This is a genomic window from uncultured Halopseudomonas sp. (assembly GCF_963977355.1).
GTDB lineage: Bacteria > Pseudomonadota > Gammaproteobacteria > Pseudomonadales > Pseudomonadaceae > Halopseudomonas.
The window spans coordinates 1-14258 of record NZ_CAXBOV010000017.1 but is presented as its reverse complement, the minus strand read 5'-3'; the positions used below and the strand labels follow the sequence as shown (position 1 = coordinate 14258).

Annotated in this window: 15 protein-coding genes; 7 read left to right on the top strand and 8 right to left on the bottom strand. The window is 58.7% G+C overall.

Annotated features, from left to right (window positions below; all coding sequences use genetic code 11):
* Positions 1–7: 7 nt before the first annotated feature.
* The 4 genes from AAC076_RS10850 to AAC076_RS10835 all read right to left on the bottom strand — a co-directional run bounded on the left by AAC076_RS10850 (position 8) and on the right by AAC076_RS10835 (position 1938).
* Positions 8–523, bottom strand: a complete 516-nt coding sequence (locus AAC076_RS10850; protein WP_339845447.1) for a disulfide bond formation protein B — start codon at positions 521–523, stop codon at positions 8–10.
* A gap of 187 nt (positions 524–710) precedes the next feature.
* Positions 711–1208, bottom strand: coding sequence for a protein-export chaperone SecB (secB, locus tag AAC076_RS10845; protein ID WP_339845445.1), 498 nt, complete (start codon positions 1206–1208; stop codon positions 711–713).
* Positions 1209–1244: 36 nt separating this feature from the next.
* Positions 1245–1502: a glutaredoxin 3 gene (grxC, locus tag AAC076_RS10840; RefSeq protein ID WP_339845443.1), complete on the bottom strand. Its 258-nt coding sequence runs from the start codon at positions 1500–1502 to the stop codon at positions 1245–1247.
* Between the two features lies 1 nt (position 1503).
* On the bottom strand, positions 1504–1938 hold the full coding sequence (locus AAC076_RS10835) for a rhodanese-like domain-containing protein (protein ID WP_339845441.1): 435 nt from the start codon (positions 1936–1938) through the stop codon (positions 1504–1506).
* A 204-nt stretch (positions 1939–2142) separates the two neighbouring features.
* Here AAC076_RS10835 and gpmI point away from each other — a divergent pair, with 204 nt between their 5' ends.
* The 3 genes from gpmI (at position 2143) to AAC076_RS10820 (ending at position 6265) form a co-directional block, all read left to right on the top strand.
* Positions 2143–3681: a 2,3-bisphosphoglycerate-independent phosphoglycerate mutase gene (gpmI, locus tag AAC076_RS10830; RefSeq protein WP_339845438.1), complete on the top strand. Its 1539-nt coding sequence runs from the start codon at positions 2143–2145 to the stop codon at positions 3679–3681.
* A gap of 9 nt (positions 3682–3690) precedes the next feature.
* Positions 3691–4881: a peptidoglycan DD-metalloendopeptidase family protein gene (locus tag AAC076_RS10825; RefSeq protein ID WP_339845435.1), complete on the top strand. Its 1191-nt coding sequence runs from the start codon at positions 3691–3693 to the stop codon at positions 4879–4881.
* Positions 4882–4957: 76 nt separating this feature from the next.
* Positions 4958–6265: a S41 family peptidase gene (locus AAC076_RS10820; protein WP_339845432.1), complete on the top strand. Its 1308-nt coding sequence runs from the start codon at positions 4958–4960 to the stop codon at positions 6263–6265.
* A gap of 29 nt (positions 6266–6294) precedes the next feature.
* Here AAC076_RS10820 and hisF read toward each other — a convergent pair whose 3' ends face one another.
* From hisF to hisB, 4 genes are all read right to left on the bottom strand, one after another.
* Complete coding sequence (gene hisF, locus AAC076_RS10815; RefSeq protein WP_339845430.1) at positions 6295–7068, bottom strand: imidazole glycerol phosphate synthase subunit HisF; 774 nt, start codon at positions 7066–7068, stop codon at positions 6295–6297.
* Positions 7069–7201: 133 nt separating this feature from the next.
* Positions 7202–7951 (bottom strand): 1-(5-phosphoribosyl)-5-[(5-phosphoribosylamino)methylideneamino]imidazole-4-carboxamide isomerase, encoded by a 750-nt coding sequence (gene hisA, locus AAC076_RS10810; RefSeq protein ID WP_339845427.1) that lies wholly within the window; start codon positions 7949–7951, stop codon positions 7202–7204.
* 95 nt (positions 7952–8046) lie between these two features.
* On the bottom strand, positions 8047–8691 hold the full coding sequence (gene hisH, locus AAC076_RS10805; protein ID WP_339845425.1) for an imidazole glycerol phosphate synthase subunit HisH: 645 nt from the start codon (positions 8689–8691) through the stop codon (positions 8047–8049).
* 3 nt (positions 8692–8694) lie between these two features.
* Positions 8695–9288 (bottom strand): imidazoleglycerol-phosphate dehydratase HisB, encoded by a 594-nt coding sequence (gene hisB, locus AAC076_RS10800; RefSeq protein ID WP_339845423.1) that lies wholly within the window; start codon positions 9286–9288, stop codon positions 8695–8697.
* A gap of 140 nt (positions 9289–9428) precedes the next feature.
* Between hisB and AAC076_RS10795 the strand changes: the two genes are divergently transcribed.
* The 4 genes from AAC076_RS10795 to AAC076_RS10780 are packed head-to-tail and all read left to right on the top strand — an operon-like array spanning position 9429 to position 14100.
* A complete protein-coding gene (locus AAC076_RS10795; RefSeq protein ID WP_339845615.1) occupies positions 9429–10592 on the top strand; it encodes an NAD(P)/FAD-dependent oxidoreductase in 1164 nt (387 codons plus the stop codon).
* Positions 10589–12763 carry an AsmA family protein gene (locus tag AAC076_RS10790; RefSeq protein ID WP_339845422.1) on the top strand — a complete coding sequence of 725 codons (2175 nt, stop codon included), beginning with the start codon at positions 10589–10591 and terminating at the stop codon, positions 12761–12763. The genes AAC076_RS10795 and AAC076_RS10790 overlap by 4 nt, the downstream gene beginning before the upstream one ends.
* On the top strand, positions 12760–13806 hold the full coding sequence (mutY, locus tag AAC076_RS10785) for an A/G-specific adenine glycosylase (RefSeq protein WP_339845420.1): 1047 nt from the start codon (positions 12760–12762) through the stop codon (positions 13804–13806). Before AAC076_RS10790 ends, mutY begins: the two co-directional genes overlap by 4 nt.
* 21 nt (positions 13807–13827) lie before the next feature.
* Positions 13828–14100, top strand: a complete 273-nt coding sequence (locus tag AAC076_RS10780) for an oxidative damage protection protein (RefSeq protein ID WP_339845418.1) — start codon at positions 13828–13830, stop codon at positions 14098–14100.
* The last annotated feature ends 158 nt before the right edge of the window (positions 14101–14258 follow it).

Below are 14258 nucleotides of genomic sequence, written 5' to 3'. Positions count from 1 at the left end.
CTCCATTTCAGTCGGTGCTGCGAAAAAGTTGGGTCAGGCCGAACAGGCTGAATGCGATAAAGGCGAGCAGGGTGCCTTCGGCAATGCTCAGTCCGAGAAAGGTCCAATCCACCTTTGCGCAGTCGGCGGTGCCGTTGAAAAGCATGTGCATGATGTCCTGCAGGGGCAGAACGTCAATCATGTAATCCAGGCTTGGCAGGCAGGATGGTAGCTGGTCGGATGGTTGGTGCTGGAGCCAGACCTGGCGACCGGCCACGGCAGCGCCAAGAATGGCAAAGAAACTCACGCCGAGGCCGTATAGGCGAGCGGCAACGGGCCTGCGGGACGGCAGCTCTGCGCGCGGATGATGTATCAGGCCGGCCAGGCAAACGAGGCCAGCCAGAATAAGCAGTACGCGTTGGATAATGCATAACGGGCAAGGTATCAGCCCAACTACATGTTCAAGGTAGAGCGCGACACCCATCAATAAGACGCATGCGATCAGAGCAAGCAGATACAGGGGGCGGGAGGCAGGTAGGGCCATGAAGGTTCCGTCTGTTCGAGTTGGCAGGCGAAATACAGTAGATCAAGGCGTGCGGGCTGACAAGCAGGTGGCAGGATGGGGTTGTAACAACGCAGGGTAATAAGCGTGCGGGGATGGCCCCGACACGTGCCGCAATCAGAATCTCACGGCACGCGTCGCTTCAACCATAGGCGGCTGAATGCGGGACTCAGTTACTTTCGGCAGCTTCTGCCATGCGGCGCTGTTCTGCCTGGGCAAACAAGGCGTCGAAGTTGACCGGGGACAGCATCAGGGGAGGGAAACTACCGCGCAAAACCAGGTTGTCTATCGCTTCGCGCGCATAGGGGAACAGGATGTTCGGGCAGAAAGCGCCGAGGGTGTGGCGCATGCCCGCTTCATCAAGGCCGCTGATTGCGAAGATACCAGCCTGCTGGACTTCGGCAATGAAAGTTACGTCGTCTTCGCCATTGGTAACGGTGGCAGACAGACTGAGTACTACCTCGTGAACACCTTCCTGCAGCTCGCTGTGGCGGGTGTTCAGATCCAGATTGACGTGGGGATTCCACTGGGACTGAAACACCGCGGGCGCCTTGGGCGATTCGAAGGACAGATCCTTCACATAAATACGTTGCAGCGTGAACTGCACCTGAGGCTGCTGGTCTGCAGCGCCGTTGGCGCCCTGGCTGTTCTGATTTTCTTCGGCCATGATAGGTCCTTGTATTGTGGTCTTGTTAAGGGGGGCTCAGATGGAGAGCATGCCGTCGAGCTTGCCGGAGCGTTCCAGCGCTTGCAACTGATCGCAACCGCCGACATGGGTCTCGCCAATCCAGATCTGTGGCACGGAGGTCGCGCCGCCGGCCAGGCGAGTCATTGCTGCACGCACCTTTGGCTGGCCATCGACGCGAATTTCGTTGTACTTGACGCCCTTTGCGTCCAGCAATTGCTTGGCGCGGATGCAGAAAGGGCAGTAGTTGCTGCTGTAAATCGTTACTTCGGGCATGTTATTTCACCACGGGAAGACTGTCGGCGCGCCAGCTGCTCATGCCGCCACTGAGGCGGCTGACGTTGTCGTGTCCAGCTGCCTTGATCTGCTTGGCGCAGGATCCGGCGTGCTGACCGCTCGCGCAGGTAAGAATGATTGGGCGTCCCTTGTATTTGTCCAGGTCGCCCAGGCGAGTATTCAGGCTGTCGTACGGGATGTTGATCGAATCCACGATATGACCAGCGGCATAATCCTTCTTGGAACGCAGGTCGACGACCACGGCGTTCTCGCGATTGATCATGGTGGTTACCTGCTGAGTGGAAACGGTCTTGCCGGCTTTGCGGCCTTCAGTGACGATCAGCAAAGTCACCACTACCAGAAAGGCGACCGCCAGAAACGGATGATTGCCGAGAAACTCGGCGAACTGGGTAAAAAAATCGATAACGCGTTGCATGCGAGTACTTCCGGCTAAATAAAGTTCGCCAGTATACACAGCAGGCGGCGGTGGCAGAACCATCCCTGCCGAATGGTGCGCGGGGCTTGGCGTTGCAGCATGACAGGCCGGTGTCGTCGCAGTAGACTGTGAACATCGCGTCTGCCTGGGCTTTATGCGGCCCGGGCTGGTATCGGATCATTCAAATATTTGTGAGTTGCTTTCATGACAGATGCCCCCAAACCCCTGGTTCTGATGATTCTTGATGGCTTCGGCCATAGTGAATCGCCCGATTCCAACGCCATCATGGCCGCCCGCACCCCTGTATGGGACAAGCTGTGGACACAGGCCCCCCACACGCTGGTGTCCGGCTCGGGTATGGATGTGGGGCTGCCTGATGGCCAGATGGGTAATTCAGAAGTTGGTCACATGAATCTCGGTGCTGGCCGAGTGGTTTATCAGGACTTTACCCGGGTAACCAAGTCGATTGCCGATGGCGACTTCTATGAAAATCCGGCGATTTGTGAGGCGGTCGACAAGGCTGTTGCCACGAGTGGAGCGGTCCACATCATGGGGCTGCTGTCGCCCGGTGGTGTGCATAGTCACGAGGACCACCTGGTGGCAATGGTCGATTTGGCCTCACGCCGTGGAGCCGAAAAGATTTATGTGCACGCTTTCCTGGATGGTCGCGATACGCCGCCACGCAGTGCCGAACCATCCCTCCAATTGCTTGAACAGGCCTACCAGCGCCTCGGTAAGGGGCGTACTGCAACGCTGATCGGCCGTTACTTCGCGATGGATCGTGATAACCGCTGGGAGCGCGTGGAGTCGGCCTACAACCTGATCGTTGATGGTGACGCGCAGTTTGCTGCGGCGAACACCCAGGATGCTTTGCTTGCAGCCTATGAACGAGGGGAAAACGACGAGTTCGTCAAAGCCACACGCATTGGCGAGCCCGCACCGGTTGCCGACGGCGATGCGGTGGTGTTCATGAATTTTCGGGCTGATCGCGCCCGTGAGCTGAGTCGCGCTTTTGTTGAACCTGATTTCAAGGGCTTTACTCGCCAGCGTCAATTGCAGATGTCAGGTTTCGTCATGCTGACCCGGTACGCAGCCGATATTCCGGCTCCCTGCGCTTACCCACCCGCTTCGCTGGATAACGTACTTGGCGAATATCTGGCCAGTCAGGGCAAAACCCAGCTGCGGATTGCGGAAACGGAAAAATATGCCCACGTGACCTTTTTCTTCTCTGGCGGCCGCGAAGAACCTTTCGCAGGGGAAGAGCGTATTCTGGTGCCTTCACCGCAGGTGGCAACCTACGACCTGCAGCCGGAAATGAGCGCGCCAGAGGTTACAGACCGTATTGTCGAAGCAATTGATCAGCAGCGTTATGACGTGATTATAGTCAATTACGCCAACGGTGACATGGTCGGGCATACCGGTGATTTTGACGCTGCGGTCAAGGCCGTTGAGTGTCTTGATGCTTGTATAAACCGTATATGCGATTCGCTATCGCGGGTGGGTGGTGAAGCATTGATTACGGCGGACCACGGTAATGTCGAGAAAATGTCCGACCACGACACGGGGCAGGCGCACACCGCGCATACCTGCGAACCTGTGCCCTTCGTGTACGTAGGTCCTCGGCAAGTCAGTATGCGTGAGGGCGGAATACTCTCCGACGTGGCGCCGACCATGCTGACCTTGCTGGGCCTGCCCCAACCCGCTGAAATGACGGGACGCTCGATTTTGACATTGAAATCCTGAGACCTCGACATGTTCAAGCTCCGGCCGTTGCGCATACTTTCCCAGCAGTGTTGCGCCGCTGCATTACTGGCGGCACTTGTGTATGCCGCTCCCTCTGTGGGGCAAGAGACGCAAACCGACTCCCGTGAGGCAAGAGCCGAGCTGAAGCAGACCGAGGCCGAAATAGCCCGACTGAAAAAAATGCTCGAGAGCTTCGAGCAGGAGATGTCCGGCCTGGAGTCTCAGCTCAAGCGTAGCGAAAGTGAGATTGGCAGGCTGCAGCGGGAAAGCGAGCAGATCGAGCAGAAGATTCGCGAGGGTGAAACCCGCGTTCGCGGGCTGCGGGAGCAGGCCGCCAGTCTGCAGGTCGCCCTGACCGGGCAGCAGGACCAGATCGCCAAGCAGGCGCGTGCAGCGTACATGGCCGGGGAGCAGGACTACCTGAAGATGCTGCTTAATCAGGACGACCCGGCACGTATGGCGCGCATGGTGCACTATTACCAGTATATGAGCCGTGCCCGAGTGGCAGAAGTAAACCGCTATACCGATACCCTGGAGCAGATACAGCAGGCCAGCGCGCAGATCGTCGAGCAGCAGGCATTGCTCGAGGAGCGTCGTGAGCAGCTGGCGTCCAATGCCAGGGAGCTGCAGTCCCAGCAGACAGCGCGTACCGGCCTGCTTGCAAGCCTGCAGGGCAAGAGTCGCAGTCAGAATGAGAAGCTGGAAACTGCTCAGGCCGAGCGTGCAGGCCTGGAAAAGCTTATCAAGTCCATCGATGAAACCATTACCAGTATTCCCACTCCAGCTGGAAGCCTGCCTTTTGCCGGTGCCAAGGGCAAGCTGCCGTTGCCGGTCAAGGGACCGATTCAGGCGCGATATGGCAGTCAGCGAGGGGGGGATGCGCGGCTGAAATGGGATGGGCTGTTGATAGGCGCTTCACAGGGTACTGCCGTGCACGCGGTTCACGGGGGGCGGGTCGTCTTTGCCGACTGGCTGCGTGGCTCGGGGTTGCTGGTAATACTGGATCACGGTAGTGGATACCTTAGTCTTTACGGCCATAATCAGAGCGTTCTGAAGGACGTTGGCACCTGGGTGCAACCCGGTGAAGCCGTGTCAACTGTGGGCGCCAGCGGGGGGCTCAGTTCGCCCGCCTTGTATTTTGCAATTCGCCACCAGGGCCGTGCACTGGACCCTGCGGCCTGGTGTATGCTGTCTGGGTGAAGTGCCGGCGCGGCCATATACTGCAAGTGCGTTTCCTGTCCTAGTTCGTTAATAAGCCCTGTGTTGGGAGATATCAATGACCGCTGTGCGTACCTTGCTTGCCGCCTGCATCAGCCTGGCATTTGTTGTTGGGCCGGTGCAGGCCCAGGAAACATCTGCACCTGCGGCCGTGCCGGCACAGGAGCAGATTCCCTCTGCTCCTCTACCTCTCAACGAGTTACGGACCTTCGTCGAGGTGATGGAGCGTATTCGCACGGCCTATGTAGAGCCGGTCGATGATGCGACTCTGCTGGAGAACGCGATTCGTGGAATGCTCGACGGGCTCGATCCCCACTCGGCCTACCTGGAGCCAGAAGCGTTCCGTGGCCTGCAGGATGCGACCAGCGGGCAGTTTGGCGGCCTGGGTATCGAAGTGGGCCAGGAGGACGGTTTCATCAAGGTGATTTCGCCCATCGATGATACGCCTGCCGCTCGCGCAGGTATCGAAGCGGGTGACCTGATCGTCAAGATTGATGGTGAGCCGGTCAAGGGATTGACCATCATGGATGCAGTGGAAAAAATGCGCGGCGAGCCGGGCACCAGCATCACGCTTACCGTGATTCGTGACGAGGGACGTCCATTCGAGGTGGAGCTTGAGCGTGCGGTGGTCAAGGTGGCCAGTGTGCGCTCCGAGCAACTGGATCCGGGTTACGCCTACATGCGGCTCACGCAGTTCCAGGTCAACACCGGTGACGAGGTGCGCCGTGAACTGGAGAAGCTGAATTCCGCCGGCGGCCTCAAGGGGCTGGTTCTGGATCTGCGCAATAACCCCGGCGGCGTGCTGCAGGCAGCCGTGGAAGTGGCTGACAGCTTTCTGGATTCAGGCTTGATCGTCTATACCAAGGGTCGGCTGAGCAACTCGGAACTGCGCTTTTCGGCCACCAGTAATGATCCGAGTGTGGGTGTACCGATGGTGGTCCTGATTAACGGCGGCTCGGCTTCGGCTTCCGAAATTGTGGCCGGCGCACTACAGGATCATGGTCGTGCGGTCATCATGGGTACCAACACCTTCGGCAAGGGCTCAGTACAGACGGTGTTGCCGCTCAATAACGACCGTGCGCTCAAGCTCACAACCGCCCTCTACTACACCCCCGACGGCCGCTCTATTCAGGCGCAGGGTATCGAGCCGGATATCAAGGTCGAGCAGGCCAAACTGACCAGGGAAGAGGCGGAAATGGGGTTTCGCGAGGCTGATCTGGCGGGCCACCTATCCAACGAATCAGGTGTCGAGCGGCCCACCGTACGCAAGCCCGACGCACCTGAGCGCCCCCAGGATGCTGACTATCAGTTGAATCAGGCGCTCAATCTGCTCAAGGGTTTGAATATCTCCCGCGCCAGGGGCTAACGCTTCAGGAGGCGTCTCTGGTGGACAGATCAGAGACGCATTTCAATGCCGCGATCAGCCATGTACTGCTTGGCCTCGGCAATCGAATATTCGCCAAAATGAAAGATGCTCGCAGCCAGTACCGCATCGGCACCGCCTAGTTGCACACCATCAGCCAAGTGCTGCAGATTGCCGACCCCGCCGGAGGCGATTATCGGAATATGCAACCTGTCACTGATCGCTCGAGTGACCCCCAGATCGAAACCGTTCTTCATGCCGTCCTGATCCATGCTGGTCAGCAGAATTTCACCTGCGCCTAGCTCCTGCATCTTGAACGCCCACTCTACCGCGTCCAGTCCGGTCGGCTTGCGTCCGCCGTGGGTAAAGATTTCCCAGCGCGGGGTGGCACCCTCATCCGATACTCGCTTGGCATCGATAGCCACCACGATGCATTGGGAGCCGAAGCGGTCTGCTGCCTCCCCAACAAATTCGGGATTGAATACCGCTGCGGTATTGATTGATACCTTGTCGGCACCGGCGTTGAGCAGGTTGCGTATGTCCTGAATCGTGCGTACACCGCCACCGACAGTTAACGGAATGAACACCTGGCTGGCCATGCGCTCCACCGTATGCAAGGTGGTGTCCCGCTCCTGGTGGCTGGCAGTGATATCGAGGAAGGTGATTTCATCCGCACCCTGCTCGTTGTAGCGCCGCGCAACCTCGACCGGATCGCCGGCATCACGGATGTTTTCAAATTGCACACCCTTGACGACACGACCGTTGTCGACGTCCAGGCAGGGGATGATGCGTTTGGCGAGACCCATTGGAACTCCGAAAATCGATTTTGGCTTGAAGCGCTAAGCTTGAAGCCTGAATTAGTTGGTACTGATTAACCACTGCGTGCGCGGAGCTGGGCCACTATTGATAATCAGACCAGCAGGTTCAGCTGCTTCCAGCTTACGGCTTACCGCTTGAAGTCTGTTTGTCGCACAGCGCTTGCGCCTCTGCGACGTCCAGCGTGCCTTCATATATTGCACGGCCGGTAATGGCGCCGATGATGCCCGGCGCGCCAGCGTCCAGCAACGCCTGGATATCACCCAGGTGATGGATGCCGCCTGAAGCAATAACCGGGATGGAAGTGGCGTTGGCGAGCGCAGCGGTGGCTTCCAGATTGCAACCCTGCATCATGCCGTCCTTTGCTATATCGGTATAGACGATCGCCGATACGCCGTCCGCTTCAAAGCGTCGCGCCAGATCCACTGCCTGCACGCTGCTCACCTCCGCCCAGCCGTCGGTGGCTACGAAACCGTCCTTCGCGTCCAGTCCGACAATTACCTTGCCCGGGAATGCCTTGCAGGCTTCGGCAACAAATTCAGGTTGCTTGACTGCCTTGGTGCCGATGATGACGTAGCTGACGCCAGCGCGCACGTAGTGCTCGATGGTGTCCAGGGAGCGGATACCGCCGCCTATCTGAATAGGCAGGTCCGGGTAGGCGCGGGCTATAGCCGTCACAACCTCACCATTGACTGGCTTGCCCTCGAATGCGCCGTTCAGGTCAACCAGGTGCAGGCGGCGACAGCCGGCCTTTACCCACTTTGCGGCCATCGCCACAGGGTCATCGGAAAATACCGTGGCGTCGTCCATCAGACCTTGACGCAAACGGACGCAGGCGCCGTCCTTGAGATCAATAGCGGGAATGATAAGCATCGCGATAATGTCCTGATCAGTGTGGGGAAGCCGCAAGCATCAAGCCGCGAGCTTAAATCCAGTAAAGTGGCGCGGCCTGCTTGCCGCAGGTGGTTTTACCAGCGTCCGTCCCATGCCAGAAAATTCTGCAGCAATTGCAGGCCATTGGTGTGGCTTTTTTCCGGGTGAAACTGGGTGGCAAACAGGTTGTCCTGAATCAATGCGGCAGCAAAGTCGGCGCCGTAATGGCATCGGCCTGCTACATGGGTGTGACGCTGCGGCTGAGCGTGATAGCTGTGCACGAAATAGAAGCGCGCATCCTGTTCGATGCGGTGCCACATGGGGTGATCAATAGTCTGCTTGACCTGGTTCCAGCCCATGTGGGGCACCTTCAGGCGCTGCTCGCCATCGTACAGCTCATTACCAAAGAAGCTTACCTTGCCGGGGATCAGGCCGAGACCCTCCACACCGCCGTTTTCTTCGCTGTGTTCGAGCAGCATCTGCATGCCGACGCAGATCCCCATAAGGGGCTTTTCGCGCACGACATCGCGAACGACCGTGTCCAGGCCCAGCTGACGCAGCTCACTCATGCAGTCGCGGATGGCGCCCACACCTGGCAGCACAACCCGGTCGGCCGCCATGATGATTTGCGGGTCACTGGTCACCTGCACGCGGGTTGCACCCACCTGCTCCAGAGCCTTGGCGACCGAGTGCAGGTTGCCCATGCCGTAGTCGATTACTGCTACCTGACCTCCAGCCATGAGTTACAGACACCCTTTGGTAGAAGGCATCATGCCGCTCATGCGCGGATCTTCTTCTACCGCCATACGCAGCGCCCGGCCAAAGGCCTTGAAGATTGTTTCGATCTGGTGGTGAGTGTTCACGCCACGCAGGTTGTCGATATGCACAGTGGTTTGCGAGTGATTGACGAAACCCTGGAAGAACTCACCAAACAGGTCCACGTCAAAACCACCCACGCTGGCGCGGGTGAAATCCACATGCATGTGCAGTCCGGGTCGTCCGGAGAAGTCGATAACCACGCGTGACAGCGCCTCGTCCAGCGGAACGTACGCATGGCCATAGCGGCGCAGCCCTTTCTTGTCACCCACGGCCTTGGCAAACGCCATGCCCAGGGTAATACCGACGTCTTCCACCGTGTGGTGGTCATCGATATGCAGGTCGCCACGGGATTTGATGCTCATATCGATCAGCCCGTGCCGGGCGATCTGGTCAAGCATATGCTCCAGAAAGGGAACACCGATGTCGAAGTCCGACTGCCCGGTGCCATCCAGGTTGATGTCGACTCTGACCTGGGTTTCCAGAGTGTTGCGCTCGACGCTTGCCTTGCGCTCAGCCATGGCTGTTTCTCCGCTGTGTGATCTATCAAGGGTGGGCATTATACGTGTAGGCAGTGCGAGGGGCTACCGCGTACTGATTGCTTGTGTGTATGGGGTCGATGGCTCTTCTCCCCGAATCCGAGTCAGGGCAGAATAACGCAATGACCGATATGCAGACAGTGGTTGTAGGTGCCGGAGTGGTGGGCCTGGCGATAGCGCAGAGACTGGCCGCGGCCGGGCATGATGTTTTAGTGCTTGAGCAGGAAGCCTGGTCCGGGCAGCACGCGTCCAGCCGCAACAGCGAAGTGATTCACGCGGGCTTGTACTATCGGCCTGGATCGCTCAAGGCCAGGCTGTGCGTGGAGGGTCGTGATCTCTTGTACTCCTGGTGTGCAGAGCACGGGGTACCGCATCGGCGTATTGGCAAACTTCTGGTGGCGGTTGAGGAAGCAGAGGTGCCGGCTTTGCGAGCGCTGCACGCCAATGCTGCAGCCAGCGGTACGCGGCTGGAGTGGCTGGATGCTGACGAGGTGGTGCGGATCGAGCCTGAAGTAAGGGCGGTCGCAGGTCTTTATTCACCCCTGACCGGTATTGTTGATAGTCATGCGCTGATGCAATCGCTGGAGGCTTCCTTGCAGGCAGCTGGTGGGTCGGTCAGTTACCGAACGCAGGTCCAGCGGGTAGTGCCTGTTGCCGGAGGATTCTGCCTGGAGGGCACTAGCGCAGGGGAGCCATTCAGTCTGAGTTGTCGTTATCTGATCAACGCGTGCGGCGTATTTGCCCAGCAACTGGCTGCTGGCGTCCAGGATCTACCCGGTAACACCGTCCCTGCGTTGCATTTGTGTCAGGGACGCTATCTGGCCTACAGCGGGAACTCGCCGTTCAGTCACCTGGTCTATCCCATGCCTGCGGCTAATACAGCTGGCTTGGGTGTGCACGCCACACTGGATCTGGCTGGCCAGGTGCGCTTCGGGCCCGACGTAAAATATCTGCAGCAGATCGATTACAGCGTCGAAGACGGGCTGGTCGACGGCTTTGCCCGAGCTATCCAGCGCTATTGGCCAGGCTGTAAGCCGGACCGGCTGGTGCCAGGCTATGCCGGTGTGCGGGCCAAGCTCAGCGGGCCGGGCGAGGCGCCAGCCGACTTCGTCATACAGGATCATCGAGAGCATGGAATGGAGGGATTGATCCAATTGTTCGGCATAGAGTCGCCTGGCCTGACCGCAAGCCTGGCATTGGCCAGGGAAGTGGCTATGCGTCTCGACAAGCTCTACCCTATGACAAAGGGCCAGACGGCCCAAACTGCTTACAAGGAACACCCATGAAAGCGCTTGCCAAGGTCCTGGGACTGGTTGTCTTCGGCGTGCTGTTGCTCGCCGTCGCTTTGCTATTTTTCCTGACCCGAATATTCGACCCCAATGATTACAAGGACAATATTCGCGAAATCGCGCGTGAAAAAGCGAATGTCGAGCTGACTCTTGGCGGCGATATTGGTTGGTCCCTGTTCCCATGGTTGGGAATAGAGCTCGAACAGGTGGGCGTCGCGCCGGTTGATCAGCCCGACCTCGCGCTGGCCGAGGTAGGTAGTCTGGGTCTCGGGGTGGAGGTGCTGCCACTGCTGCGCCGGGAGCTGCGCTTCAGCGATGTCATCCTCAATAACGTGAGCCTCAACCTGATCAGAGATGCGGATGGCCGGGGTAACTGGGAAACGGTTGGCCCGCAGAGCAAGGAACAGGCTGAAGCTGGAGCTGGAGCTGGAGCGGATTCCGCAGGGTCAGGTGGTGATCAGGGTCAAGAGCTCGATATTGCTGTTCAGAGCGTCAATATCACCAACGCTCAAGTGCTTTACGAGGATCGGCAAACCGGCCAGAGCGTGCAATTAAGTGATGTCAATCTGGAGACTGGTGCGCTGGTTGAGGGGCAGCCATTCGATGTCGCCTTCATTGGCTTGTTGACGACTGAGCAGCCCGCCTTGCGGATGCGGATCGACCTGCAGACCGTTGCGCAGTTCGATCTCGGACTGGAGCGCTACCAGTTCGATGCCATCAATCTCAAGCTCGACGCCAGCGGTGCACCCTTTTCCGGAAGGGCCGTCTCACTGCAGTTGCAGGCCGATAGCGTCGTCGACCTGGCTGCCCAGATTGCAGAGCTCAAACAGGTTCGTCTCTCTCTGGCAGACCTGCGCGCAACGGGAACGATCAAAGCGACACAGCTGGACCAGGATATGCAATTGGTCGGCAGGCTGGATGTTGCGACATTCGATGCCCGCTCACTGATCGAAGCCCTTGGGCAGGAAGTGCCGGAAACGTCGAATCCGCGTGCCCTGGAGGCTGTGTCTCTGGGCGCGAATCTGGCAGGCTCGGCAAACAGCCTCATGCTTGAAGACCTGCAGTTAGAGGTCGATGGCAACAAGTTCGACGGCAATATGGGGTTGGTGGATTTCGAACGTCAGGCGCTGCGCTTTCGACTTGCCGGCAATCGGCTTGATCTTGATGGTTACCTGCCACCGGTTGATGAGGCAGCGGCCAAGGAGCCTGTGGGTTCAAGTGGGGGCAGCAAGTCGGAGTCCACGCCAATAGCCTGGAGCGATGAGCCAGTGCTACCGCTGGGGCTGATTGCTGGCCTGGATGTGGATGGCAGCCTGGATATGCAGGAAGTCATTCTGACCGAACAGGTTATCAGGCCCTTGAAAGTCGCTGTTCAGGCCCGCGACGGCCTGGTAAGGCTCACTCAGTTCGAGGGTGGTGTATTCAATGGCAAATTTGCTGCGACCGGGCAGCTAGATGCACGCACACGCCCGGTGACGCTGAGCGCGAAGAAAAAGCTCACAGGCATGGACTCCATGGCAATTCAGGAGGCCTATGACGTCGCACATCAGTTGCGCGGTGTCATCGACCTTGACCTGGACGTGCGCGCGACGGGCAACAGCATGCTGCAATGGATGTCCAGTCTGAATGGACAGTCCAGCTTTGATGTAAGCGATGGTGCTTTATTGGGAATCAATCTCGAGCAGAAGCTCTGTCAGGCAATTGCGCTGGTTAATCGGGAATCCCTCGGGGCCCCCGTGGGCTCGGAAAATACGCCGTTCAGCGCTCTAAAGGGCAACTTTCGCATTGTGGATGGCACCGTCGTAAATGAGAATCTGGTGGCCGATCTGCCCGGCATCACCGCCAAGAGTCGCGGCGAGATTGTCCTGCCTACGCAGCGTCTGGACTATCGTCTGGGGCTGGTACTCAAGGGTGATAACGTCGAGATGCCGGACTCCGCTTGCCGGGTCAACGAGCGTTATGTTGGCGTGGAATGGCCGATCCGCTGCAGTGGCTATTTGCACAACGCGGCGAGCAGTTGTGGGGTCGATACCGAAGCTGTTACCCAGCTTGCTGGCCAGCTGTTGGGCAACGAAGCCAAGCGCAAGCTCGGTAGCAAGATCGAAGAAAAACTGGATGAGCAGGCGCCTGCGGTTCGCGATGCGCTCCGAGGCTTGTTCGGTCAGTGAGCGAGCAAACCTTTGCCGAAGCCGTGCTGGATTGGTACGACCTGCACGGCCGCAAGGATCTGCCCTGGCAGCAGGATATGTCTCCCTACCGTGTCTGGGTATCGGAGATCATGCTGCAGCAGACCCAGGTAGCCACGGTTATTCCGTACTATGAGCGGTTCATGCGCGCAATGCCGGATGTTCAGGCGCTGGCTGCGGCTCCTGCCGATGAGGTGTTGCATCTGTGGACCGGCCTTGGCTATTACAGCAGGGCACGTAATCTGCACAAGGCGGCCAAGCGGGTGGTAGATGAATACGCCGGGGAGTTTCCCAGGGATTTGCCTGGCCTGGTTGACCTGCCCGGTATCGGGCCGTCCACGGCTGGCGCGATTGCCAGTCTGAGTATGGGGCTGCGCGCGCCGATCCTCGACGGCAACGTCAAGCGGGTGTTGGCGCGTTTTCATGCAGTGCAGGGCTGGCCGGGCGAAAAGGCGGTACATGACAGGCTGTGGGCTATAGCTGATAGCCACACCCCTCACTCTCGGGTAAACCACTACACCCAGGCAATGATGGATCTGGGAGCCACCCTCTGTACGCGTAGTAAGCCGTCCTGCCTTCTTTGCCCGCTGCAAGCCGGCTGTCAGGCGCGGATGCTTGGTACCCCAACAGCCTATCCGCATTCGCGGCCGCGCAAGGCCATTCCTGTGCGGCAGTGCCTGATGCCTCTGGTGGTCAATCCCCAAGGCGATATATGGCTGCAACGCCGGCCTGACAGTGGCCTGTGGGGAGGGCTATGGTGTCCTCCGCAAATGGACGACCTTGCACAGCTCGAAGTCCTGATTGCACGCGAAGGCTGGCAGGCTGCGGAGCCCGAGTTGCTGGAGCCTCTGCGTCACACCTTCAGCCACTTCCATCTGGATATTCAACCGCTGCTATTGAGGGTCGAGCAGGGGCATGGCGTGGCCGAGAGCGGGCAGGTCTGGTATAACCTGCGCCAACCCTCCCGTCTGGGACTGGCAGCACCGGTCAAGAAGCTGCTCCAGCGGGTCGAACTGATTATCTGAACTCATTGAGGAGGATCGCCCATGACCCGTATGGTGATGTGTCGTAAATACCAACAGGAACTGCCAGGCCTTGACCGGCCGCCTTACCCGGGTGCCAAGGGCGAAGCCATATTCAACGATGTCTCGAAGAAGGCCTGGGATGAATGGCAGGCTCACCAGACCATGCTGATCAATGAGCGCCGTCTGAACATGATGGATGCCGAGGATCGTCGCTTTCTGCAGGGGGAGATGGACAAGTTTCTCGCCGGTGAAGATTACGCCCAGGCGGATGGCTACGTACCTCCAGCCGAATGACTGTCCGGTAAGCAGCTGAAAGAATGGCAAATAATTGGTACAGCCGCTTGACAGCAAAGGCCTTAAACCGTTTAATAGCGCCCCGTTGCCCAGATAGCTCAGTTGGTAGAGCAGAGGATTGAAAATCCTCGTGTCGGCGGTTCGATTCCGTCTCTGGG